The sequence below is a fragment of the Flavobacterium sp. genome (assembly GCF_027482425.1).
In the GTDB taxonomy this organism is placed as follows: Bacteria; Bacteroidota; Bacteroidia; order Flavobacteriales; family Flavobacteriaceae; genus Flavobacterium.
In genome coordinates this window covers 13,269-35,979 of record NZ_JAIXWA010000025.1, presented here as the reverse complement: position 1 = coordinate 35,979, position 22,711 = coordinate 13,269, and the positions used below count along the sequence as shown (strand labels likewise).

The following is a 22,711-nucleotide window of genomic DNA, read 5'->3' as shown; positions in this document are numbered from 1 at the left end:
ATCATGAGTAGAAAAAAAATTTTTTTGTGGGGTGGTATTGTCTTTGGAGTAATCATTGTATTGATGGTTTTGTCCTCCAAAGGTGTTTTTGGAAGCCGTGAAGAATTGAAAGAAGTGGAAGTAGCCAAAGTAGATGAAATAACGATTATCGAAACCGTATCGGCTACTGGAAAAATACAACCCGAAATAGAAGTAAAAGTTTCTTCTCAAGTGTCAGGAGAAATCATTGCTTTACCCGTAAAAGAGGGGCAAATTGTAAAAAAAGGGGATTTGTTGGTCAAAATTAACCCCGATATTTATACTTCTGGGTTAAACCGTACCGTTTCTAATTATGCAGGAACCAAAGCGGGGTTGTCGCAGGCAGATGCTTCTTTTAAAGAGGCTCAAGCCAGTTATGAGCGCAGCAAATCCTTGTTTGAAAAAGGAATTATTTCTCGCGCGGATTGGGATAAAGCGATTGCGGCGTTTGAAGTAGCCAAAGCCAACAAACAATCGGCGTATTACAACGTTCAGAGTGCTAATGCATCAGTAGTTGAAGCCAAAGATAACTTAGGCCGTACCACTATTTATGCACCCGCCGATGGAACAATTTCGGTACTCAATGTTGAGTTGGGGGAAAAGATTTTAGGAACCCAACAAATGGCAGGAACCGAATTGCTTCGTGTGGCCAATTTGAATAACATGGAAGTAGAAGTGGATGTTAATGAAAATGATATCGTTAAGGTCAACATCGGAGATGAAACCAATATCCAAGTGGATGCGTATTTGAAAAAAGAATTTAAAGGTGTTGTCACTAGTATATCAAACTCAGCCAGTACCGGAACGACCGCAGATCAAGTGACCAATTTCAAAGTAAAAGTACGTATTCTAAAAGAGTCGTATGAAGACTTATTAGAAGGCAAACCCGCTACGTATTCTCCTTTTCGACCGGGAATGACAGCGACTGTTGATATTATTACCAAACGTAAAGAAAAAATTATAGGCGTACCGATTAGTGCGGTTGTAGTTAAATCAGATACACTACCCAAATCTATTCTGGATGTTCCCGAAGATGAGGAAGCTGCCAAAACGGAAAAAGTAAAATCGAAGTCGGATAAAAAGCTGGAATGTGTTTTCGTTAAGGTAAAAGACAAAGCGCGAATCCGTGTGGTTAAAACCGGCATTCAAGACGATACCAATATTGAAATTCTTACGGGATTGAAAAAAGGTGATGAAGTCATTATAGGGCCCTACAATACCGTTTCCAAGGACTTAAATTCGGGCGACAAAGTGAAGCTTAAATCAAAAGCCTAATTCCTCATGGGCTTATTGTTATGTTTGGAAACCGCTACCCGAAATTGTTCGGTAGCCTTAGTCCGAAACGGTCATGTAATCGCTTTGCGAGAACACGCTGAAGAAGGCTATACCCATGCTGAAAAGCTCCATGTCTTTATAGAAGAAGTGCTCCAAGAAGCGAGCGTCTTGGTATCCGAATTGGATGCCATTGCCGTGAGTAAAGGCCCCGGGTCGTATACTGGACTTCGTATCGGTGTTTCGGCCGCCAAAGGTTTGTGTTACGCCTTGCAAATTCCATTGATTAGCGTGTCTACTTTACAAATTCTCGCTCATGCTACTCCAGTAAATGAAGGTTATATCATTCCTCTTATCGATGCGCGTCGCATGGAAGTATATACTGCGGTTTTTGATGCGTATGAGAAACCGTTAAGTGCTGTAGAAGCGATGATTTTAAGTGAAACATCTTTTGATGCATGGCCAGGTCCTTGTACGTTTGTAGGCGATTGTTTGCCCAAAGCCAAAACCGTACTTACCCAGTCGCGTTTTCAATTTTTGGAAACCATTACATTTCCTTCTGCTCAAACCATGGCTGAACTCGCAGCAACCCTTTACCAAGAAAAACAGTTCGAAGATGTGGCGTATTTTGAACCGTTTTACCTTAAAAACTTTATGGTAAATTCCTAAGCTGGATTTTCACGAACAAAAGGCTGAATGGTAATATTTTGCGCGTCAAAAGCCGCTTTACATTGCTCAAGGATATCGGAACACACTTCTCCAAAATTATCATTAAGGGTCCAAGGACGAATTCCTAAGTGAATTGCACTATCGGATAAGTCTTTAACAATCACTTCTGGAGCTGGATCTTTTAGCACTTTTGGATGATTTTGCATGACTTGTAAAACGGTTTCTTTGGCTGCTTTGATGTTGGTTTCATACGAAAGCGAAAACACTAAGTCTGCTCTTCTTTTTCCCGCAATCGAAAAATTAGTAATAATTCCGTTGGATAAAATTCCATTGGGAATCATTATGGTTTGGTTATTTCCCGAAATAAGTTTGGTAACAAATATTTGTATTTCGGTCACCATGCCACTTACGCCTTGTGCTTCAATCACATCGCCTACGCGAAAAGGTTTAAATAGAATGATCAGTACACCCCCCGCTAAATTAGCCAATGACCCTTGAAGGGACATTCCAATAGCTAAGCCAGCTGCTCCTAGAATGGCAACAAAAGAGGTGGTTTCAATGCCAAGGCGGGAAATAAAGGTTACAAAAAGCAAGGCCCGCAGTCCCCACAAAAGGCAACTCGATAGAAACTCAGCCAAAGTGACTTCCATTTCTTTTCGGGCCATGATTTTTTTGGCCAAACGGGTTATAAAACGAATTGCATAGAGTCCTAAAACCAATACAACTAAGGACGAAACTAGGCGAGGGGCATAGTCAATCAGTACGTTGTAAAATTCAATAGAGTAATCTTTTACAGATGAAACATAAAGTGCTCCCACTGTACGCATGGTATTAAATGTTTTTTAGGTTGATAATCTCCTGTTCGGTAAGGGGGCGGAAAAATCCACGGGGTAAGTTCTTTTTTGTTAATCCTGCAAACGAAACGCGATCCACTTTGAGAACATCGTATTTTAAGGCTTCAAAAAGCGAACGCACCACTTTTACATTGGCTGTGCGGAGTTGGATACCGATTTCAGTTTTGGGTTGGTTTTCTATATAACTAATCTCATCCACATGTACACGGTGGCCTTCCAAAGTAATGCCTTTAGCGATCGATTCTAAATCTTCATACTTAAGGTTACGGTCCAAACTCACTTGGTAGATTTTGGTCGCTTTGGGTTGGGGTTTAGAAAACTTTAATATGATATCACTATCATTGGTCAACAATAACAATCCTGTCGTGTTTTTGTCCATACGTCCCACAGGTTGTAATTTAGCGCGGGATACTCCTTTTAAAAGTTCCAAAACATTGCGTGAGTTTGTGTTATCATCCCCTGAGGTCGTGAAGTTTTTGGGTTTATTGATGAGGAAATACTCTTTTTTTTCAGGACTAACTTCAGTGCCATCAAAATTTACTACATCACCGGGTTTTACTTTGTGTCCCATTTCAGTAATCACTTCTCCATTTACTTTCACATTGCCAGAGCGGATATAAATATCAGCATCTCTACGGGAGCAAATCCCTGAGTTGGAAATGTATCGATTTAGGCGGATCTCATCGGGATTGCTTTTGGGGGCCGGCGCTGCTTTTTTAGGTGCAGCCGTTTTTCGTGGGGGTTTTGATTCCCGATTAAATTTTGAATTTGAAGACGGTTTTTTACCAGATCGGTTAGAATTCGAACGTTGCATGCACTTACTTTTTGGCAAAGATACTTCTTTTCCCGCGTTATGAGGGTACGGATTAAAAATCAGTGGGTATTACGGGGTATTTATGTTGTAAAATACCTTCCAACACCTGTGGATGGGTATTGGTATAAAAACGTTGTGTTGATGGGGTAGAAGGATTACGTAAGCCCACAATTTGTTCTAAAACCCGTTGCGTTTGACGCGCTACAGCCTCTCCCGAGTCGATAATAGTAATATGTGGGGGTAAAATCTTTTGAATTTGCGGAATTAAATAGGGGTAATGACTGCATCCTAAAACCAAGTAGTCGATGTTGGCGGCCATCATCGGACTTAAATATTGATGTAAAAGGTGTTCCATTACGGGGCTATCGATTTGACCATTTTCAATAAGTTCTACTAATCCGTGTCCAATTTGCTCCACAAAAACCACATCTCGGTACTGTTGCATGCTTTGGTGAAATAAAGCACTATTTAAGGTGCCTTGTGTAGCAAGAATTCCAATTTTATGGGTTTGAGAATGTAACGCTGCAGGTTTGATGGCGGGTTCAATACCAATAAAAGGAACGTTGTAGCTAGCACGCAATTCCTGAATCGCATTGGTGGTCGCGGTGTTGCAAGCCACGACGATGATTTTACAATTATGGTCAAGTAAGAATTCGGTGTTCTTGCGACTCAAAGCGATGATTTCAGCTTTGGATTTAATGCCATAAGGAGCATTTTTACTATCGGCTAGGTACAGTGTGTCCTCGTGTGGTAAAAGTTGGTGAATGGCTTTCCAAATGGACGTTCCCCCAATTCCCGAGTCAAAAAGGCCGATAGGTTGATTATTCTCCATACACAAAGGTATAAAAAAACCCGAAGGGTTATCTTCGGGTTATATTGTAAAAAGACTGGATTAAAACCCTAAATCTTTTTTTACGTCAGCAGTAATGTCTGGACCATCAGCCAAAAGCAAGCTGGATACATCCATAACATATTGGTATCCTTTTGCCTTTCCTACTTTTGAAATAGAAGCTTTGATTTTATCCACTAACGGTTTCATCAACTCTCCTTCTTTCTTTTGCAAATCGTTTTGTGCATTTTCTTGAAAATCGCTAATGCGTTTTCCCATATCTTGCATTTCTTGTTGACGCGTTTGGTTTACAGCATCCGATACAGTACCCACTTCAGCTTCATATTTTTTGGCTTTTGCTTGATACTCTTCCACTAAGGTTTTGTATTCTTTACTGTAGTTTTCGCCCAACTTTTCCAATTGTTTACGGGCTTCGATCATTGCAGGCATTTTCGACGTAATATCATTGACATCCACATGAGCGGTTTTGGCCTGTGCTTGAGCAGTTTGCATTCCTAATACAGCGACTACGGCTAAAAGGGCATTTTTGAATAATTTCATCATTTTGAATTTAATTTAGTGAACAATTTTATTTTAAGGTTTTGCAGTTTTAACACTGTCTTTCGCTTTTTTAGCAGCTTCACGTGCTTCTAACTGTTGTTTGCGTTTTTCTTCGGCTGCTTTTTTACGCTCATCAATAATTCTTTTACGCTCTTCCAAAGATTTGTTGCGTGCTTCATCGCGTTTTTCTTTATCAGCGGCCGCAGCTTCTATTTTTTCTTCTTTTTTCTGTGCGGCATTAGTGTCTTGAGCAGCAGTTGGTTTGGCTGTATCAGAAACTGTGCCATTTTTTTTATTGTTTTTTTCTTCTAATTGTTGTTTGCGCTTTTCATCCGCTTCTTTTTTGCGGGCTTCCGCTGCTGCTTTCTTGTCTTCAATCAATTTCAATCGAGCCGCTTTACGTTCTTCCATTTGTTTTTGACGTTCCGTCATTTCGGGATTGTCAGCCATCATGTCTTCCAATTTTTCTTTGGCCTCTTCCTCCTTTAACTGTTTTTTCGACATTTGTTGGCGACGTTCAGCTCGGGTTAATACACTGATTACTCTATCGCTTAAGTCGTGCTTTTTGGCCGCAAACAGCATTGTTAGGTCCGATGATTTATCAAATACATAGTCATATTTTCGGGCTTCTGCCAAATCTTGAACGGCGTTAAAAACTTGATCCTGTATGGGTTTTACCAATGTTGCCTTCTGCACAATTAAATCCCCGTTAGGACCAAAACGTTTTTGTTGGTAGTCAATTAATTCTTTTTCTTGAAAAGCAATTTCTTCTTCACGCTCATCAATTAGTTCTTTTGTCAATAAGACGCGTTCTGTTTTTAAGGCTTCTTTTAACTTGGCAATGTCATTTTTTTTGGTTTCAATTTCTTGCTTCCACTTTTCAGCTTTTTGTTCCAATTGATTTTTTGCTTCAGCATACGAAGGGACTTTATCCAGGATATATTCCATATCGATATAGCCCACTTTGATTCCACGGGATTGTGCAGAAATGAGTTGTGTGGCGGATAAAAGCACCCAAAAAAGAAGCGAAAACTGTTTTTTCATAACCGTTTGTGTTAGCATAGCCTAAGCAAATATACTAAAATTGTTGTCCAATAATAAAATGGGTCTGCCAACCTCCTTTTTGTGTGGTTCCTGGAATAAAATCGAATCCTTGGGCAAAGTCAATTCCCAATAATCCGAAGGCAGGCATGAACACACGAATACCGAATCCGGCCGACCGTTGTATAGCAAACGGATTAAAGCTTCTAAAATTGTTGAAAGAGGCACCTCCTTCTAAAAAAGTTAGTGCATAAATCGATGCAGCAGCTTTCAATGTGATGGGATAACGTAACTCCAACGTGAATTTATTGTAAATACTTCCACCAACATTGGACGATAATGATTGATTTGGATACCCTCGCAACTGGATAATCTCACGGCCATCAAGTGCAAAGTTGGCCAAACCATCTCCCCCAACAAAGAAACGTTCAAAAGGAACAACCCCGCGTTCTTGGTTGTAAGCCCCCAAGAAACCAAACTCAGTTAAACTGCGCAACACTAAGTTGCCTTGAAGTTTGGTATAGGCATCGGCTTTGAATTTGATTTTGTAGTATTCCAACCAGTTAAAACGCTTTTGATCTACTTTAGCTTGATCGACATCGGCTTCTTGGAAGGTATCTACACGAGTGTATAGTCCTGTATTCGGATTCTGGGTCACAAAATCACCAATGGCAGGAAGTACATTGACATTAGGATCCGCTGTCATGGTATTGGGATCAAAACGTTTCTTATATTCCGCTTGATTCGGCAGGTTTCCATAATCAACTCCATTCCACAAAGAGTAAGGAGGAGAAAACTTGGCATTGATACTAAATTCTGCTCCGCGTACAGGATAAATTGGATTGATAGCCTTGTTGTTCCGCGTTAGTCCAACACTAATACCAAAATTTCGAGAAGTTCCGTTACCAAATGTGAAAAGTCCGGTATTGTAATTATTTAAGTTGTAATACTGAAAACTCAAATTGCTGGAAAGGATGAAAAAGTCATCAGGAATGGTAAGTCGTTTGGCCAATCCAATAGTTACCGAGGTTATATCGAAACTTCGCGAGCGGTCAATGCTATTAAATGAACCTGAGAAGAGATACTGTTTACTTTGTGAAACAGAAGCTGAGAAGCTCACCGGTTTTTTTCCGCCAAACCAAGGCTCAGAGAAGGAAAAACTGTAGGTTCTAAAGAAGGTACTCGCTTGTAAACGAAGGGCTAATTTTTGACCGTCACCCATGGGTAAGGGTTTGTATGCCGATTTTTTAAAAATATTGGCTATAGAGAAATTGTTGAATGAAAGTCCTAACGTTCCAATAAATCCACCACCACCATAACCGCCTTGGAGCTCGATTTGACTCGATCCACGTTCGACCAAATTATATTCAATATCTACTGTTCCTGCTGTGGGGTCAACGTTTTTGAATTTTGGGTCGATGGCTTCTGGGTCAAAGAATCCCAATTGTCCAATTTCACGAACGGTACGAACTAAATCTTCTTTACTGTATTTTTCACCGGGTTTGGTGCGTAATTCGCGATAAATAACCTTATCATTCGTTTTGTCATTACCCACAACAGTAATTTTGTTAAAGTAGGCTATAGGTCCTTCCACAACGCGAATTTCAAAATCAATGGAGTCTTTTTCCGTTTTTACCTCTACGGCATTGATCGTAGAAAAGAGATATCCATTATTTTGATACAAATTGGTAATATCATCGCCGTCGGGTTTGCCTTTGTCAGAAATGCGTTTTTCCAATAGCACACCATTGTAGGTGTCTCCTTTTTTAATGCCCAACATGCCGGCCAATGCCTGGTCAGAGTACACCGAATTTCCTAGGAATTTGATGTTGCCAAAATAGTATTTTCGTCCCTCTTCAACTTTAATATTCAGCGCAAGTTTTTGCTTTTTAGTATCTAGCCAAACAGAATCCGAAACGATTCGAGCATCACGATAACCTTTCTCTTTATATTTTTCGACAATCGCCACTAAATCTTCATTGAATTTACTGCGAATAAATTTAGAGGCTTTGAAAATTCGGATGGGGTTTTGTTGCTTAGTACCTTTCATGGCTTTGCGCAACTTTTTATCAGAAAACTTCTCATTTCCTTCAAAAGTAATCCGGTTAATTTTGATTTTTTCCCCTTTATCAATACCCACAATCATATTCACTTGGTTGACTGTAGAGTCGACAGGTGAGGTTTTAACGGAAACTTTTGTATTAAAATACCCTTCTTTTTTGTACTTGTTTTCAAGGTAGTTTCGAGTGGTAGTAATCAAGTTCTCGTTTACAATTTTTCCTTTTGTCAACGCATTTTCTTTGATTAAGTCTTCGATTTTATTCTTCTTAACACCGTTAATTCGAACGTCATTCAGCTTTGGAAGTTCCGTAATGTTCAACTCCAAATCGATAGTGTCTCCCCGAATTTCACTGGCATAGAAATCAATATCACTAAAAAGGCCTAATTTTCCAAGTTTTTTAATGGCATTACTAATTTGTTCCCCAGGCACTGTAATTTCTTGCCCTTTCTCTAAACCAGCAAAGGTTACCACCGTAAGTTCGTTGTAACTAATTTTTCCGGTAACATTTACTTTACCTAAAATATATTTTTTTCCTTGATCGAAAGGAATTCGTTCGGTGTTCTGGGCATTAAGGGATTGAAACACTCCTAATAGTAGGATAGCGGTCCATAATAAGTAGCTATTTTTCATATTAGGAAGGGTTAATCTGTTCGCTGGTTTTTCCAAATCTGCGTTCTCTTTTTTGATAATTGATAATGGCTTCATACAAATGCTCGTCCGTGAAGTCAGGCCACAATACATCGGTAAAAAATAACTCTGCGTAAGCAATTTGCCACAACAAGAAATTACTGATTCTGTGCTCGCCACTGGTTCTAATTAATAAGTCAACATCGGGTAAATCATGGGTGTAAAGATGTTGATTAATAATGGATTCGTCAATAGCCTCAATTGAAATTATACTATTTTTAACTTTGTCACTGATGTTTTTAACAACTTGAATTAACTCCTCTCGAGAGCCATAACTTAAGGCTAAGGTGAGGGTCATATGGTTGTTGTTTTTGGTTTTATCCATCACTTCCATTAACTCACTGCGCGTGCCTTTGGGTAATAAATCAAGGCATCCGACCGCATTAAGTCGAATGTTGTTGGATTGTAACGTTTTGAGTTCGGTTTTAAGCGATTTAACCAAAAGTTTCATTAACGTTTCTACTTCTATTTTGGGGCGGTTCCAATTTTCGGTTGAAAAAGCATACAACGTAAGGTTTTGTATCCCTAAGCGCGCACAGGTTTCTACGGTAGTTTTAACCGATTTGGTGCCACGCTCATGGCCAAAAGTGCGTAACATACCTTGTTTTTTTGCCCACCTTCCGTTGCCGTCCATGATGATGGCAATATGCTTGGGTAGATTGTCGGTATTTACGTGTTGTAGTAAACTCATAGTTAGTCTGCACAAAAGCAGGGTTTATTTCCAAAGGTATACGTAAGGGTTACTCCCGTAAACAGATACCAATCATTACTTTCTAAATTGCCATAACGAAGCGCCGCATATCGATCGTTTTTGGGTTGACTTCCATCAAGGTTGTCAGAAAACGTGTAACGTGCACCCACTTCAACGCCGAAAATCCAATGGTCAGCAATATTCGTTTTTATACCCACCACCATGGGAATCGCAAGCGTTGAACTGCTCTTGTCGGTTCGGGTTTCGCGATTAACGGTATACAATTCATCATAAAAGGTATACGTTAGTCCCGTAAAAACATAGGGCGTAAACTGGCGGTCCATTTCGTGTAAGTCGAAATCAAAAAAATTGAATTCCATCCCTACGGCCAATTCGCGCACTGAATTTTCAAAACGATTCCCTCTTCGTTGCCGTCCAGGGACATCGGAGTCCAAATCGTTGGCACTAATTTTTCCCCAATTGAATGCGAAGCGGTAGGAATGACGCGGACTTCTATTCCACTTATACAAAAAACCAAAAACGGGTTCGTTTGGGTTGATATAATTTGTTTTACCTACCTCTCCAATGTAATTTGCTCCCCCTGCAAAAACGCCAACTTCATGAATTTGCGCTTGTAATCCAGAAAAAGTCAATACCAATAACGCGATATATATTCGTTTCATTCAATGGAAAATAGCGTGCAAATATAATAATTATCAGTAGTAGATAAACATCCCTTTTGAATAATAAAAATTATATTTTATACGGTTAAACCTTCTTTTATGAACTATTCACTGTTCGAAGGGTTTAACGGTAAAAGAAAGGGTGTAGTGTAATATAGGTGTTAATTTCGTTTATCTTCTCCCCAAAGAAGTTTGTTGCGAAGGGTTTTTAAGAAGCTTTCCTCTTGAATTTCGACCATTTTAATGCAAAAATCATTTTTTCGTATGGTTAGAACATGATCTTTAGTGAGCGTAATTAAACGGGAATCTAGGGAAACTAAAAATTGATCTTCTCTTCCTGAAACCCGCAAGCGAATGGTGGTGTGGTCGGGAATTACTAAGGGTCTTGCATTAAGATTGTGTGGGGCAATAGGGGTGATCACCCAGCAATTGGCATTGGGTGTCAATACGGGTCCTCCACAGCTCAACGAATATCCTGTCGTGCCTGTAGGTGTAGCCACAATGAGTCCGTCAGCCCAATAGGAGGTAAGATATTCATTGTCCAAATGAGTTTCAATGGTAATCATCGAAGTGGTGTCTTTACGGCTTACCGTTACTTCGTTCATGGCGAAATTGAGGGCTGGGATTTGTCCTTCGTCAGGAGTAATTTGAAGTGCCAACAAGGTCCGTTCAGAAATGGTATAGTGTTTTTCCAATACCAATTGTAAAAAAGCGTTGATGTTTTCCTTTTGTACTTTGGCCAAAAATCCCAAACGACCGGCATTTATGCCTAAAATCGGAATGCCCAAATCACGAACAAAAGTGGCGGCACGCAAAATTGTTCCGTCCCCACCAATACTAATCATTAAATCAAATCCCGACTTTAAATCTTCATAAGATGAAAAGGTTTTATAGGTTTTTTTAAGTAATTCTTGCTCATACAAAATTTTCAGAAAATCAGCTTCAATGACCAAATCGACTTGATTTTCATTTAAAAAAAGAAAAATATCACGAATGATAGGACGGGTATCGTTTTGATAGTACTGTCCAAAGATGGCGATTCTCATAAGATTAGATGTTCAGAAAGCGATCCAAATATTCAGAACGTTCTTTCAAGTTATTCAAAAACATATCATCGTGATGCTCAGAAACAATACTATAGTTGTAACGTCTGAACGTTTGTATGATATCGTTCATAGGACCTATGGCAATTTTCACCGTGATTTCTACTTGGTCTCCTATTACATCCGAAATGAAAGCGCCGAGCATTTTGGCATTATTGCTTTCAACGATTTGGGCAATTTGACTCATTGCATAATCGTTTATTCCTTTTTGCACGACGATAATTCCCCCCTGCTCTTTTAAAAAAGGCGTTTCATGGAAAAATTTAATGATATCTTCCAGTTCATAATACCCTAAATACTGGTTGTTTTCATCGTCCAATACAGGAACAATATTGGTGTGATTTTTCGCAAATACCTCCAAAACATCTAGCCACATCATACTTTTGCGCGCAAAAAATCCTTCCAAAACATAGCGGTAATCTGAAAGTGGCTTGTCCATGTCAAAGGTTTCTACATCTTCTGCAGAAATACAACCTACGTAAACACCTTCCTGGAGTACAGGGAAATTGGAAAAAGGAACCTCCAAAAAAAAGTCTTGCGCGTTAGCAACGGTTTGTAAACTGCCTAAGGCAGCATGATCGTTGGTGATGTAATCATTGATGGCAGTCATACGGGAAGGATATTTCATGCAAAATAATCAATTTTTTCGTTCGGGTGTGCCGATTTTAACTTGTATTTTTGCATTATTAATCCACAATAAAAATGACTAAACTAAGTGTCAATATTAACAAAATAGCAACTTTACGCAATGCCCGTGGTGGAAATGTTCCCAATGTAGTTGAAGCGGCTGTAGCTATTCAGCGTTTTGGAGCCCAAGGGATAACCATTCACCCCAGACCCGATGAACGTCATATTCGGTACCAAGATGCACGCGATTTACGCGATGTCGTTATTACAGAATTTAATATAGAAGGTAATCCACAACATAATTTTATCGACTTGGTTCTTGAATGCCAACCCGAACAAGTAACCTTAGTGCCCGATGCCATTGGAGCAATTACTTCTTCAGCGGGTTGGGATACGGTGCGTCATCAATCGTATTTGCAAGAGGTGATAGCCCTCTTTAAAGCGCAAGGAATTCGTACTTCAATTTTTGTAGATCCCAACATTAAAATGATCGAAGGAGCCAAAGCAACGGGAACCGATCGTATTGAATTGTATACAGAAAATTTTGCCCACCAATACGCTTTGGGGAATGAACACGCCATTGCTCCCTATGCAGCAGCAGCGCAACGAGCAGTAGATTTGGAATTGGGTGTGAATGCGGGTCACGATTTAAGTTTGGATAACATTCAGTTTTTTAAACAAAATATACCCGGTTTGTTGGAGGTATCTATTGGTCACGCCCTTATTTCAGAAGCGTTGTACTTAGGACTTGAAAATGTGGTAAATATGTATTTGCAAAAATTGAAATAAACCATAAAGATGGCACCAATCTTACATTCAAGAATTGAAGGTGAAGGCTTTCCTTTGTTGATTATCCATGGATTTATGGGAATGTCTGACAATTGGAAGTCGTTTGCGCCTCAATATGCATCGCTGGGCTATCAAGTACATGTGTTGGATTTGCGCAATCACGGAAAAAGTTTTCATTCGCACGAGTTCAATTATGACCTTATGGTTCATGATGTGCTCAACTACATGCAAAGTTACCAACTCTCACAATGTGACATCATTGGCCATTCCATGGGTGGTAAAGTCGCCATGTTGTTGGCAGTGAAGCATGCCCATTTAATTCGAAAAATGGTAGTGGCGGATATCGGGCCTAAATACTACGCGCCCCACCATCAAGATATTTTGACGGGTCTTAACGCTGTCGATTTTTCCATTCAACCCGATCGGGCACAGGTAGAGGAAATGTTGTATCCCTTTATCCCAGATTATGGTACACGACAATTTTTAATGAAAAATGTATATTGGAAAACTCCAGGCCAACTGGCTTTTCGTTTTAATCTCGAGGCTTTCAATGTTCATATTAAAGAGGTGGGAAAAGCATTGCCCGAAAACACCCTATTTAATGGAAAGGTTTTGTTTATTCGTGGCGGTCGATCGCAATATGTCTTAGATGCTGATTGGGAAGCGATTTTGAAACACTTTCCATACGCTCAATTGCAAACGATACCCAATGCAGGACACTGGTTGCACGCCGAAGATCCTCAATCATTTTTTTCACAAACTACATCTTTTTTGCAAGCATAAAAAAAAGGCTTCTGTTGGGAAGCCTTTTATTATTTATCAAAACTAGATTAGTTTTTGATTAATTTTTTTACTGCTAATCCTTCAGCAGAAGAAATGTTTAAGAAATAAACACCTGCATTTAAGTCGCTTACATTGATTGATGTAGACGATGTAGCTTCTGCGTTGAAAGATTTCACAATTCTTCCATTAATATCAGTGATTTCAACTTTGTCAATCAAAATAGCTTCGTCTGAAGAGATATTCACGATGCTGTTAGATGGATTTGGATACAAATTGAATTTGTTCGCCAAAAACTCACTGTTAGATAATGTACCAGTAACAGTGATGTTGTCTAAAAACATTACATATTGGTCATCTCCGTCATTTTGGAAGGCAATACGGAAAGATGTTCCCGCTAAACTAGCTGGAAGCGGAACTTGTCTGTAATTACCTGTATTCAATTCATTATTAACATCAATTAATAATGAAGTGAAATTTGCCACAGCACTACCTCCAGTAGGAGAAATCAAAACGCGGTAGTCTTCTAAGAAGCTAGAATTACCCAAACTAACGGCAGCCCAATTAAGACTTAAACCAGTAGTTCCCGCTGGGACAGTGATGATTGGTGACACAAGCCAGTCATTAGCAACGCCGATAGGGTTATACCAAGAATTACTTGCAATGATATTGCCATCCATTCCTGTAGCGGCTGTAGGATAACCTGCATAATCAGGATTAGCACCTTGAATATCAGCAAGCGATAATACAGTCCAAGCATCCTGAACTAGGAAAGATAGAGGTTCGCCACTAGTTCCGTCAGGTCCCACAGGGGTTCTGTTGTCTAGGTTGTATAGAATCCATCCGCTAACCCCAGGACCGTTACCGTCCCAATTTTCTTGGAAAATTTGTGCTGATCCCATTGAACCAGCCAATAATGTTAAAGAAAGTAATAGTTTTTTCATGTACATAAATTTATTAATTACAAAGCAAATCTAAGTAATTTTATTTTATCACACAATTTTTTTACCTTTAAACCCAATAATTAAGTATCGTTTTTATGAAGAAACTTCTTGTGCGTGTGATAGTTACCGCTCTATTAGTTATGATTATCCCTTATTTTTTGAAGGGGATTGTTGTTGATGCCTTCACCACAGCCTTGACTGTAGCGCTGGTTTTAGGGGTTTTAAACCTTTTTGTCAAGCCTATTTTTGTGCTTTTTACCTTGCCAATTACCGTATTTAGTTTGGGATTATTTTTGTTAGTTATCAACGGGATGATGATCATGCTTTGTGATTATTTTGTCGATGGATTTGACGTAAAAAATATCGGTTGGGCCATGCTTTTTAGTGTAGTACTTTCGCTCTCGCAGTCACTAGTTTACAAGTTGACCGAACTCAAAAAATAAGACTTTAAAAATCAATAAAATAAAACTTGGACGGGTTGCAGAAAAATTATACTTTTGCAACCCGATTTTATATACTAAAAATTAGTACCATCTTATGAATATTACAAGAAATAATGTGGACGCTTTGAATGCAGTTGTAACTGTAGAAGTGAACAAAAGCGATTATGCAGACAAAGTACAGGAAGTGTTAACCAACTACCGCAAAAATGCAAGCATCCCCGGATTCCGCAAAGGGGCTGTTCCGATGACTTTAATCCAAAAACAATACGGAAAAGCGGTATTGTTGGACGAAGTAAATAAATTGTTGCAAGAGAGTTTGAACAACTATTTAGTAGAAGAAAAATTGGACATCCTTGGGAATCCACTACCTAAAGTTACTGAAGATTTCAATTGGGATACTGACGATTTTAAATTCGAATTCGAATTGGGTCTTGCGCCCGAATTTACGGTAGATTTAGGAGCTAAAACTAGCGTAGTAAAATACAATGTAGTGGCTGATCAGACTATGCTAAACGGTCAAATCGCGCGCATCCAAAAACAATATGGGAAAGTAATTGCCAAAGATAAAGTGGAAGAAGGAAACGATGTAGCGGGAATTTTTGCCAATGAAGAGCGCGGCATCAACAACCGTACAACATTAGACCTTGAAGATTTAGCCGATAAAAAAGCCATCAAATCTATTTTAGGGAAAAAAGTAGGCGATGTAGTCACCTTAAAAACCAAAGGGCTTTTCAACGACGATCATAAATTAATGGACGTACTCAACATTGGTCACGATGATGTCCACGGTTTGGATATCGAAGTTACTTTCACCATCGATGAAGTAATCGGTTACGAGCCCGCTACCTTAGATCAAGAATTGTTTGATCGTTTGTTCGGACCCAAAGCGGTGACTTCAGTAGACGAACTGAAAGCGAAAATCAAAGAAGATGCTGAGCGTCAATTTGCCCAACAAGCCGACCAAAAGTTTCTAAACGATGTGACGGAGTTCTTGGTAGAATCAACTAAATTCGATTTGCCTGCTGAATTCTTGAAAAAGTGGATTCAAACCACGGGCGAAAACCCAATCTCTGCCGAAGAAGCCGTAACAGAATACGAGCGCTCTGAAAAAGGATTGCGTTACCAACTCATCGAAAGTAAAATCATGAAGGACAACAACCTACAAATTACGTTCGACGAATTAAAAGACTATACCTCAGGATTGATCAAACAACAAATGGCCCAATTCGGTCAAATGGATCCTTCCGACGAGGATGTACAAGGCATCGTGGCCCGCGTAATGTCCAACCAAGATGAAGTGCGTCGCTTGTCCGAACAAGTGATGAACCAAAAAATGTTGGATTTGTTCAAAAACAGCGTGAAGGCCAAAACCAAAGAAGTAAACTACGAAGACTTCGTGAAAGCGATGTACGGCGAGTTGAAACACTAATTCAAATAATATTGCTATATTTGAGCGTCAAAGTCTCCTCGATTTTGACGCTTTTTTTTAAATACGTTCTTACGGTTTTTTAGGCAGCTCTTCCGGCTTTTGTTTCGGTTCCGTCGAGCCGCTCGGTTCTTGTTCGGCCCCTCAGGCGCTTCCTTCGGTCGCGCTGCGGTTCCCACAACAACACGACCGCCACTTCCGGGGACCTTCACGACAATCCGGGCTGTATTTCCTTTAAACCGTCACTTTGGCATTTCTATGAAAAGCGGTACAACCTTTGTACTCCTTTTTGCATCTAGTAAAAAAGAATATTAATTCATTTCATCACAACCTATGAATTTCGGAAAAGAATTTAAAAAATTTGCGACGAAAAAGCACGGGGTCAACAGCCTTTATTACGACAAAATCGTAGCCGGTATGACACCCTATATTATTGAAGAACGTCAATTAAACGTTTCGCAACTCGATGTGTTCTCTCGTTTGATGATGGACCGCATCATCTTTTTGGGCACGGGCGTTGACGATTATGTGGCCAACATTATCCAAGCGCAATTACTCTTCTTGGAAAGCGTCGATGCTTCCAAAGACATCCAAATCTACATCAACTCGCCAGGCGGTAGCGTATATGCCGGATTAGGAATTTATGATACCATGCAATACGTCAAACCCGATGTGGCCACCATTTGTACCGGTATGGCCGCGTCTATGGGGGCCGTATTATTGTGTGCCGGTGCCGAAGGAAAACGCTCGGCGTTACCGCATTCTCGTGTCATGATTCACCAACCTTCAGGCGGAGCACAAGGGGTAGCCACCGATATGGAAATCAATTTGAAAGAGATGTTGAAATTGAAAGACGAATTGTACCAAATTATCGCCAATCATTCGGGACAAACGTTTGATAAAGTATACAAAGACTCCGAACGTGACTACTGGATGATTGCCGACGAGGCCAAAGAATACGGTATGATCGACGAAGTATTACGCAGATAATTTTAAATATGCTACTTTGAAACTGAGCCACGAAGCCTCAACCGCTCAGTAGTTCAGTTTCTCAGTAGCTCAGCAGCTTACTTATGGCTAAAGAAGTTTTAGAATGTTCCTTTTGCGGACGTAAAAAACCCGAAACCAATTTGTTGATTGCCGGTATTAGCGCGCACATCTGTGACCGCTGTATCGAGCAAGCGCATGGCATCGTATTGGAAGAAATTCGAACGGGAGCAAGCGCCAAATCGGCCGCCGACTTGGTATTGAAACACCCCAAAGAAATTCGCTCCTTTTTGGACCAGTATGTCATTGGTCAGGAACAAACCAAAAAAGTACTTTCCGTAGCGGTTTACAACCACTACAAACGGTTAATGCAACCCCACGCCGCCGATGAAGTTGAAATCGAAAAGTCGAATATCATCATGGTCGGCCAAACAGGTACGGGAAAAACTTTAGTAGCCAAGACCATTGCCCGTATGTTGGATGTGCCTTTAGCTATTGTAGATGCCACCGTTTTAACCGAAGCCGGTTATGTGGGTGAAGACGTGGAAAGTATTCTCACGCGTTTGCTTCAAGCCGCCGACTACGATGTGGCCAAAGCCGAGCGCGGGATTGTTTTCATTGACGAAATTGATAAAATTGCACGAAAAAGCGACAATCCTTCCATCACTCGCGACGTGTCGGGTGAAGGGGTGCAGCAAGCCTTACTCAAATTGTTGGAAGGAACCGTGGTCAACGTTCCCCCCAAAGGTGGACGAAAACACCCCGATCAAAAATTTGTGGAAGTCAATACCCAAAACATCCTGTTTATCGCGGGCGGTGCTTTTGACGGTATCGAACGCGTGATTTCAAAACGTTTAAATCGACAAGCCGTTGGGTACAGCAACCAAAAGAAAGAAGCGGTAGATAAGGATAATTTGTTGCAATACATCATCCCAAAAGATTTGAAAGATTTTGGTTTAATTCCCGAAATCATTGGTCGTTTACCGGTATTAACCCACATGGACCCACTCGATAAAGCAACGTTACGTGCGATTCTCACCGAACCCAAAAATGCCTTAATCAAACAGTATGAAAAATTGTTTGCCATGGATCATGTTGCCTTAACGGTGACCCATGAAGCACTCGATTATATTGTAGAAAAAGCATTGGAATACAAATTGGGTGCCCGAGGATTACGCTCCCTCTGTGAAGCCATCCTCACCGACGCCATGTACGAATTGCCCGGCTCCGACGAGCGAAATCTAGAAATAGACCAAGCGTATGCCGAGCAAGCTTTGAATAAAAATTTACTGAAACGATTAGAAATTGCTTCCTAATACAACAAAACCCGATCGACAGATCGGGTTTTTTATGCACTAACCTCAAATTTATTTCAATAAGCCGCCTCCAGCATTTACTTTCTCCGTTTGAATATCGGTGTTTTCTTTCTCAAGTTTTAGATTACCGAAATTGTACGTCAACGAAATCCGGAAAACGCGCGAGTCAATCTTTTCTCGGAATCGTGTATCCAAATTTTCACCAGCTACCAAAGCAATGATGTTATTTTGATTGAATACATCCATCGCATGGAGGCCGACTTTTAGTTTTTTATCCATAAACTCCTTGTGGAACGAAATGTCAAATTGCTGAATGGGTTTGGTAATGCGGTAGATTTCCCAGTTTCCATTGCCCGGCAAAATGAAATAATTCATCACATTCTTAATGCCCCAAGGCAAAATAATTTGTGCCTGTGCCCCATAATTGAACAGCCCCTCCGTCCCGTAAGGCAGGGAAACTCCTCGTAATTCCGACTTGATGTAGTTTACATTCACAAAAATGTAATTCATTTGGTCCATGTTGTTCATGCGTTTTTGAAATTCTTCTTTTCCTTTAAAAAAATAATCCAACGGAATAGGAAAACTTGCAAAAGCACTGAAGGTTCTAAACTCCTCAAACTGACGGAAAGTGGCATTGCTAATAGGTGTAGTGGCGTTGGGGTCGGCGCTGAAAACAAATAAATTGTTGTCTTTACTAATCGTATAATTGGCGCCTAATTGTACAAATTGGAAGGCCGTAAATTTCAATTCAAAATTATCCAAAAACGTCGGATTCAACAACGGATTCCCTTGCGAAGCATTAAACTGGTCAAAATTGGAGCTGTTGTTTGGATTTAAGGAGAAATAATTCGGTTGATTGATTTTTTTAGCATACGAGGCCGAAACATTCAATTGGTCCGTGAAAGCATAAAGCGCATTTACATTGGGGAACAGATTTCGATTGGTGAACGTTACTTTCTGCGCTAAAGTGTTCGTCAAACGTTCAATATGAAAGTTTTCATAGCGTAATCCAGCGGTCAGACTCAATTTTTTAAATTGTTGGCGCGCTTCTACATAAAAGGCCAAATTATCCTCGCGATAGTCGAAGGTGATGACTTTGGGGGTTGTGCTGTTTAAAAAGTAATTGCCATCTTGTACCACCGACAAATAATTGTATTTACCTCCCGTGGAAAGGGTCAACTTCCATTTGGGGATAGGAAACACAAAGTCGTATTTCAAATAATGATTGTCCAAGTGGAAAACCGAATTACTCATGTTAGTAAACGTGTTTGACGATGCCAAATCAAAAGCAGAAGCCGACGATATGGGTTTTTGATCCAAGAAATTAGAGTAAGCTGTAATATCAAAAGAGGATCCAATGGTGTCTAATTTTTGTTTAAACTGTACACTCAACTCGTGATTGTAACTCTCGTTTTTGGACAAACCATTGTTGCGGTAATCAATATTTTCGCCCAACGTGCTGTTTTCAAAACGACTGCGTTCATTGGCGGCATTTACATTGTAATTTAACAACAAATTTGAACGCTCATTAAAACGGTAATTGGTGCCCCCACGGAAATAAAAGTTTCGGTAAATGTTTACCCCAAAATTTTCTTGATCCAAAAATTTATCAGGCGTAAAAGCGGTAAAGGTTTGGGTGATACGACGGCGATTTTCACCTTCAATATAGTTGTAGCCCGTCATGGTTTGCCAACTCAATTTACCGGATTTCCCATTTACCAAAACTTGTGGGCTCGGTTTTTGGTATTTGTTGAAGTTGTAATTGATGTTGATACTGGCATTGATTCCCGCTTTGCGCTTGGCATTGGTTACAATATTAATGATTGAACCACTCGCATTGGCGTCATAAGAAGCGCCGGGATTGTAAATCAATTCTACTTTTTCAATGGCATTGGCGGGGAGTGAACTCAGGTAGTTTTGCAAATCGGTTCCCGCCAATGAGGTGGGCGCACCATCGATAAAAATTCGGACTCCACGTCCGTTCAGCGAAATTTCTCCCGTAGGCGATGTAATCACACCGGGTAATTTTTTGATCGCATCCAAACTGCTGCCGCTACTGACCATCGGGTTGTCTTTGATGGAAACCGTCGTTTTATCAGATTCGACTTTAATGTACTTCCGTTTTTGCGAAATGGTCACTTCGTCAAGCGTAGTAACTGTTGTTTTGACCGAATCGTTGGCTTGGGTTTTTTCTGGGTTGTTTGGTGCTTGCGCAATGGCGCTTAATCCTACTAAAAGCATTAGGGCGAAACAAGTTGATTTCATGATTGTGATTGATTGATGATTAATGGTAAGACTCTCTTGTCGTAAATTTGTTACATATCAATCACAAAAAAATGGTAAGCAGAAAGTTTTTTAGCTGGGGGATTGTAGCGGTTGAACTTCGATAGTGACACAACGTCGGCCATAACATTTCATCCGTTTTGGGCCACACGCTACAAAGCTTAACGCCAAAAGAAATAAAACGACTTTTCTCATAAGAAGTGCGATGTTTGTTGCAACACCAAAAGTTGTTCCAAATAATCACGTTGGTTGGATAAACGAGGTATCTTATTTTGTCCCCCCAATTTATTGCGTTCTTTCAACCAATCGTAGAATAAATTCTCCCGTGCCACATTTACTTTCAAGGGGTTTAAGGTCATATTGTTGTATCGTTTGGCTTCGTAATCGGAGTTTAACGATTGCAAAGTCTCGTCTAAAAGCCTTGCAAATGCCTCTATCGATTCGGGTTTTTGGGCAAATTCGATCATCCATTCATGTGCGCCTTTTTCTTTTCCTTGCATAAAAATGGGTGCCACGGTATAATCTTTAATCTCACATTGTAACCGTTTACAGGTTGCAGCCAAAGCGCGATCGGTGTTTTCCACCATTATTTCTTCGCCAAATACATTGATGAAATGCTTGGTACGTCCCGAAACGCGAATACGATACGGGTTTAAAGAAGTAAAGCGCACAGTGTCCCCAATCATATAGCGACACAAACCCGAGTTGGTAGTGATGACCACGGCGTAGTTTTTGTCGCGTTCTACTTCGGCCAACCGAACGATTTTCTCTTCCGAAGTGCCAAAAGTGTCCATTGGAATGAATTCATAAAAAATGCCGTAATCCAACATCAACAATAAATCACTGGAATAATTTTGATCTTGAATGGCAAAAAAACCCTCGCTAGCATTGTAAATTTCGTAATACTTGAATTCTGTCTTCGGTATAATTTTTTGGTATTGTTCACGATACGGTTCAAAACTGACCCCGCCGTGAAAATACACCTCCAAATTAGGCCAGAGTTCCAATAAATTGGTTTTTCCTTCTTCCTGCAACATACGGTTGATCAAGACAAGCATCCAAGAAGGAACTCCAGCAAAACTGGTGACATTTTCATTTTTGGTTTCTTGAATAATGGCTGCCAATTTGGTTTCCCATTCGCTCATCAACGAAGTTTTATTGCTTGGGGTACTGCTAAATTCGGCCCAAAGCGGCATGTTTTCAATGAGTATCGCCGAAAGGTCTCCAAAATAGGTGTTGTTGTTGGCATAGATTTGCGAACTACCTCCGAGACGTAAACTTTTTCCCAAAAACAACTCCGAATCGGGATTATTATGCAAGTACATCGCCAGTAAATCTTTGCTCCCTTTGTAATGACAATCTTCTAAGGCTTCGTTACTTACGGGGATGAATTTACTTTTGGCATTAGTCGTTCCGCTCGATTTGGCAAACCACTTAATCGGAGAATGCCAAAAAATGTTTTGATACCCTTTGCGGGTTTCTTCAATCATCGGTTCCAAATCCTCATAGCTGGATACCGGCACCCGATCAATGAAGGTTTGGTAACTTTTAACCGATGCAAAATCATATTTTTTACCAATCACCGTTTCCTCACAATTCCGGATGAGGTTCAATAATAAATCTTCTTGAACTTCATTGGGGTATTTTAAAAACAACTCAATTTGGTGAATCCGTTGTTTTAACACCCAAGAGGCGATGGAATTGATAATGGGAAATGGCATAAAAAAAGGTTTAAAATCATTGGATTGCAGGGGATAGAAAAACGTACTCGTTTAGAATCAACCGCTAATTTTATGATTAGTATAGCTAGTTAAAAGTACTAAAAATTGCTT

General features: G+C 40.1%; 21 protein-coding genes. 8 read left to right on the top strand and 13 right to left on the bottom strand.

Going from position 1 to position 22,711, the window contains the following annotated elements:
* Positions 1-3 precede the first annotated feature (3 nt).
* On the top strand, positions 4-1,293 hold the full coding sequence (locus Q0037_RS02625) for an efflux RND transporter periplasmic adaptor subunit (RefSeq protein ID WP_297515029.1): 1,290 nt from the start codon (positions 4-6) through the stop codon (positions 1,291-1,293).
* A gap of 6 nt (positions 1,294-1,299) precedes the next feature.
* Positions 1,300-1,959: a tRNA (adenosine(37)-N6)-threonylcarbamoyltransferase complex dimerization subunit type 1 TsaB gene (tsaB, locus tag Q0037_RS02620; protein WP_297515026.1), complete on the top strand. Its 660-nt coding sequence runs from the start codon at positions 1,300-1,302 to the stop codon at positions 1,957-1,959.
* Here the strand turns inward: tsaB and Q0037_RS02615 are convergent.
* From Q0037_RS02615 to Q0037_RS02570, 10 genes are all read right to left on the bottom strand, one after another.
* Complete coding sequence (locus Q0037_RS02615; protein WP_297515023.1) at positions 1,956-2,786, bottom strand: mechanosensitive ion channel domain-containing protein; 831 nt, start codon at positions 2,784-2,786, stop codon at positions 1,956-1,958. The two genes, tsaB and Q0037_RS02615, sit on opposite strands and share 4 nt — an antisense overlap.
* A gap of 4 nt (positions 2,787-2,790) precedes the next feature.
* A complete protein-coding gene (locus Q0037_RS02610) occupies positions 2,791-3,627 on the bottom strand; it encodes a pseudouridine synthase (RefSeq protein WP_297515020.1) in 837 nt (278 codons plus the stop codon).
* Positions 3,628-3,679: 52 nt separating this feature from the next.
* Positions 3,680-4,459: a glutamate racemase gene (gene murI / locus Q0037_RS02605; RefSeq protein WP_297515018.1), complete on the bottom strand. Its 780-nt coding sequence runs from the start codon at positions 4,457-4,459 to the stop codon at positions 3,680-3,682.
* A 60-nt stretch (positions 4,460-4,519) separates the two neighbouring features.
* Positions 4,520-5,017 carry an OmpH family outer membrane protein gene (locus Q0037_RS02600; RefSeq protein ID WP_297515054.1) on the bottom strand — a complete coding sequence of 166 codons (498 nt, stop codon included), beginning with the start codon at positions 5,015-5,017 and terminating at the stop codon, positions 4,520-4,522.
* A gap of 33 nt (positions 5,018-5,050) precedes the next feature.
* A complete protein-coding gene (locus tag Q0037_RS02595) occupies positions 5,051-6,061 on the bottom strand; it encodes an OmpH family outer membrane protein (protein ID WP_297515015.1) in 1,011 nt (336 codons plus the stop codon).
* 34 nt (positions 6,062-6,095) lie between these two features.
* Positions 6,096-8,750, bottom strand: coding sequence for an outer membrane protein assembly factor BamA (gene bamA / locus Q0037_RS02590; RefSeq protein ID WP_297515012.1), 2,655 nt, complete (start codon positions 8,748-8,750; stop codon positions 6,096-6,098).
* 1 nt (position 8,751) lies between these two features.
* The gene (locus tag Q0037_RS02585; protein WP_297515010.1) at positions 8,752-9,498 is read right to left on the bottom strand and encodes an isoprenyl transferase; all 747 of its coding nucleotides are present in this window, start codon (positions 9,496-9,498) and stop codon (positions 8,752-8,754) included.
* 2 nt (positions 9,499-9,500) lie between these two features.
* Positions 9,501-10,181 (bottom strand): DUF6089 family protein, encoded by a 681-nt coding sequence (locus Q0037_RS02580; RefSeq protein ID WP_297515007.1) that lies wholly within the window; start codon positions 10,179-10,181, stop codon positions 9,501-9,503.
* A 161-nt stretch (positions 10,182-10,342) separates the two neighbouring features.
* On the bottom strand, positions 10,343-11,227 hold the full coding sequence (locus Q0037_RS02575; RefSeq protein WP_297515004.1) for an NAD kinase: 885 nt from the start codon (positions 11,225-11,227) through the stop codon (positions 10,343-10,345).
* 4 nt (positions 11,228-11,231) lie between these two features.
* Entirely contained in the window at positions 11,232-11,894 is a 663-nt protein-coding gene (locus tag Q0037_RS02570; protein WP_297515051.1) for a CBS domain-containing protein, read from the bottom strand.
* A 92-nt stretch (positions 11,895-11,986) separates the two neighbouring features.
* On the opposite strand from Q0037_RS02570, the gene Q0037_RS02565 reads away from it, so the two are divergent.
* Both Q0037_RS02565 and Q0037_RS02560 read left to right on the top strand, forming a co-directional pair.
* Complete coding sequence (locus tag Q0037_RS02565; protein WP_297515000.1) at positions 11,987-12,700, top strand: pyridoxine 5'-phosphate synthase; 714 nt, start codon at positions 11,987-11,989, stop codon at positions 12,698-12,700.
* Between the two features lie 9 nt (positions 12,701-12,709).
* A complete protein-coding gene (locus tag Q0037_RS02560; RefSeq protein ID WP_297514997.1) occupies positions 12,710-13,483 on the top strand; it encodes an alpha/beta fold hydrolase in 774 nt (257 codons plus the stop codon).
* Positions 13,484-13,530: 47 nt separating this feature from the next.
* Here Q0037_RS02560 and Q0037_RS02555 read toward each other — a convergent pair whose 3' ends face one another.
* Entirely contained in the window at positions 13,531-14,424 is an 894-nt protein-coding gene (locus Q0037_RS02555; RefSeq protein ID WP_297514995.1) for a T9SS type A sorting domain-containing protein, read from the bottom strand.
* 95 nt (positions 14,425-14,519) lie between these two features.
* Here Q0037_RS02555 and Q0037_RS02550 point away from each other — a divergent pair, with 95 nt between their 5' ends.
* The 4 genes from Q0037_RS02550 (at position 14,520) to clpX (ending at position 18,596) form a co-directional block, all read left to right on the top strand.
* A complete protein-coding gene (locus Q0037_RS02550) occupies positions 14,520-14,867 on the top strand; it encodes a phage holin family protein (RefSeq protein WP_297514992.1) in 348 nt (115 codons plus the stop codon).
* A gap of 94 nt (positions 14,868-14,961) precedes the next feature.
* Positions 14,962-16,296: a trigger factor gene (gene tig, locus Q0037_RS02545; RefSeq protein ID WP_297514989.1), complete on the top strand. Its 1,335-nt coding sequence runs from the start codon at positions 14,962-14,964 to the stop codon at positions 16,294-16,296.
* 330 nt (positions 16,297-16,626) lie between these two features.
* Positions 16,627-17,283, top strand: a complete 657-nt coding sequence (gene clpP / locus Q0037_RS02540) for an ATP-dependent Clp endopeptidase proteolytic subunit ClpP (RefSeq protein WP_297514986.1) — start codon at positions 16,627-16,629, stop codon at positions 17,281-17,283.
* A gap of 83 nt (positions 17,284-17,366) precedes the next feature.
* Positions 17,367-18,596, top strand: a complete 1,230-nt coding sequence (clpX, locus tag Q0037_RS02535; RefSeq protein WP_297514984.1) for an ATP-dependent Clp protease ATP-binding subunit ClpX — start codon at positions 17,367-17,369, stop codon at positions 18,594-18,596.
* 51 nt (positions 18,597-18,647) lie between these two features.
* Here clpX and Q0037_RS02530 read toward each other — a convergent pair whose 3' ends face one another.
* Both Q0037_RS02530 and Q0037_RS02525 read right to left on the bottom strand, forming a co-directional pair.
* Complete coding sequence (locus tag Q0037_RS02530; RefSeq protein WP_297514982.1) at positions 18,648-20,861, bottom strand: TonB-dependent receptor; 2,214 nt, start codon at positions 20,859-20,861, stop codon at positions 18,648-18,650.
* A 209-nt stretch (positions 20,862-21,070) separates the two neighbouring features.
* On the bottom strand, positions 21,071-22,600 hold the full coding sequence (locus tag Q0037_RS02525; protein WP_297514979.1) for a GH3 auxin-responsive promoter family protein: 1,530 nt from the start codon (positions 22,598-22,600) through the stop codon (positions 21,071-21,073).
* Positions 22,601-22,711 lie beyond the last annotated feature (111 nt).